This window comes from Vibrio sp. 1288, from assembly GCF_033344475.1.
Genome location: NZ_JAWPOX010000813.1, coordinates 1 through 594, shown reverse-complemented (window position 1 = coordinate 594; position 594 = coordinate 1). Strand labels below are relative to the sequence as shown.

Sequence of the window (594 nt, the reverse complement as noted above, 5' to 3'; positions counted from 1 at the left end):
CACGAACCATCGCTTGTTCAACTGTTTCTCCTAGCTCGACTTTACCGCCCGGAAACTCCCAAAAACCACCTTTGTGTTTATCATCAGGACGTTTAGTAATAAAGATTTGCGACTTATCTTGATTGAAAATGATCGCTGCAACAATGTGAATTCTTTTCATGGATATTTACCTAGGATCTATCGATACAAAAAGAGCCGCCTAAGCGACTCTTTCTTATTAAGTTATCAAGTTAGATTAATTGATCTGACCGTGACACTGCTTGTATTTCTTGCCACTACCACATGGACAAGGTTCGTTTCGACCTACTTTACGCTCATCACGAACAACAGGTTGATTTGAGCCCTCAGACTCTTCACCATCAGCCAACTGATTTTCCGCAGCGGCATGCTGAGCCTGCGCACGACGAGCAGCTTCTTCTGCTTGTGCACGACGTTGCTCTTCCATACGCTCAACTTCTTCTTGCTGTTGAACGCGAACACGAGATAGGACAGTAATAACGTCAGTCTTCAGCGCTTCAAGTAAACCTTCAAACAATTCAAACGATTCACGTTTGTACTCTTGTTTCGGGTTCTTTTGTGCGTAGCCACGTAGGT

Annotated in this window: 2 protein-coding genes; both read right to left on the bottom strand. The window is 43.9% G+C overall.

From position 1 onward, the window contains the following. Nucleotides 1-160: NUDIX domain-containing protein (locus R8O11_RS29515; RefSeq protein WP_318195162.1), on the bottom strand; the 160-nt coding region annotated here is incomplete at its 3' end. Between the two features lie 75 nt (nucleotides 161-235). Next, a partial coding sequence (locus R8O11_RS29510) for an SEC-C metal-binding domain-containing protein (RefSeq protein WP_238818632.1) occupies nucleotides 236-594 on the bottom strand: 359 nt, incomplete at its 5' end.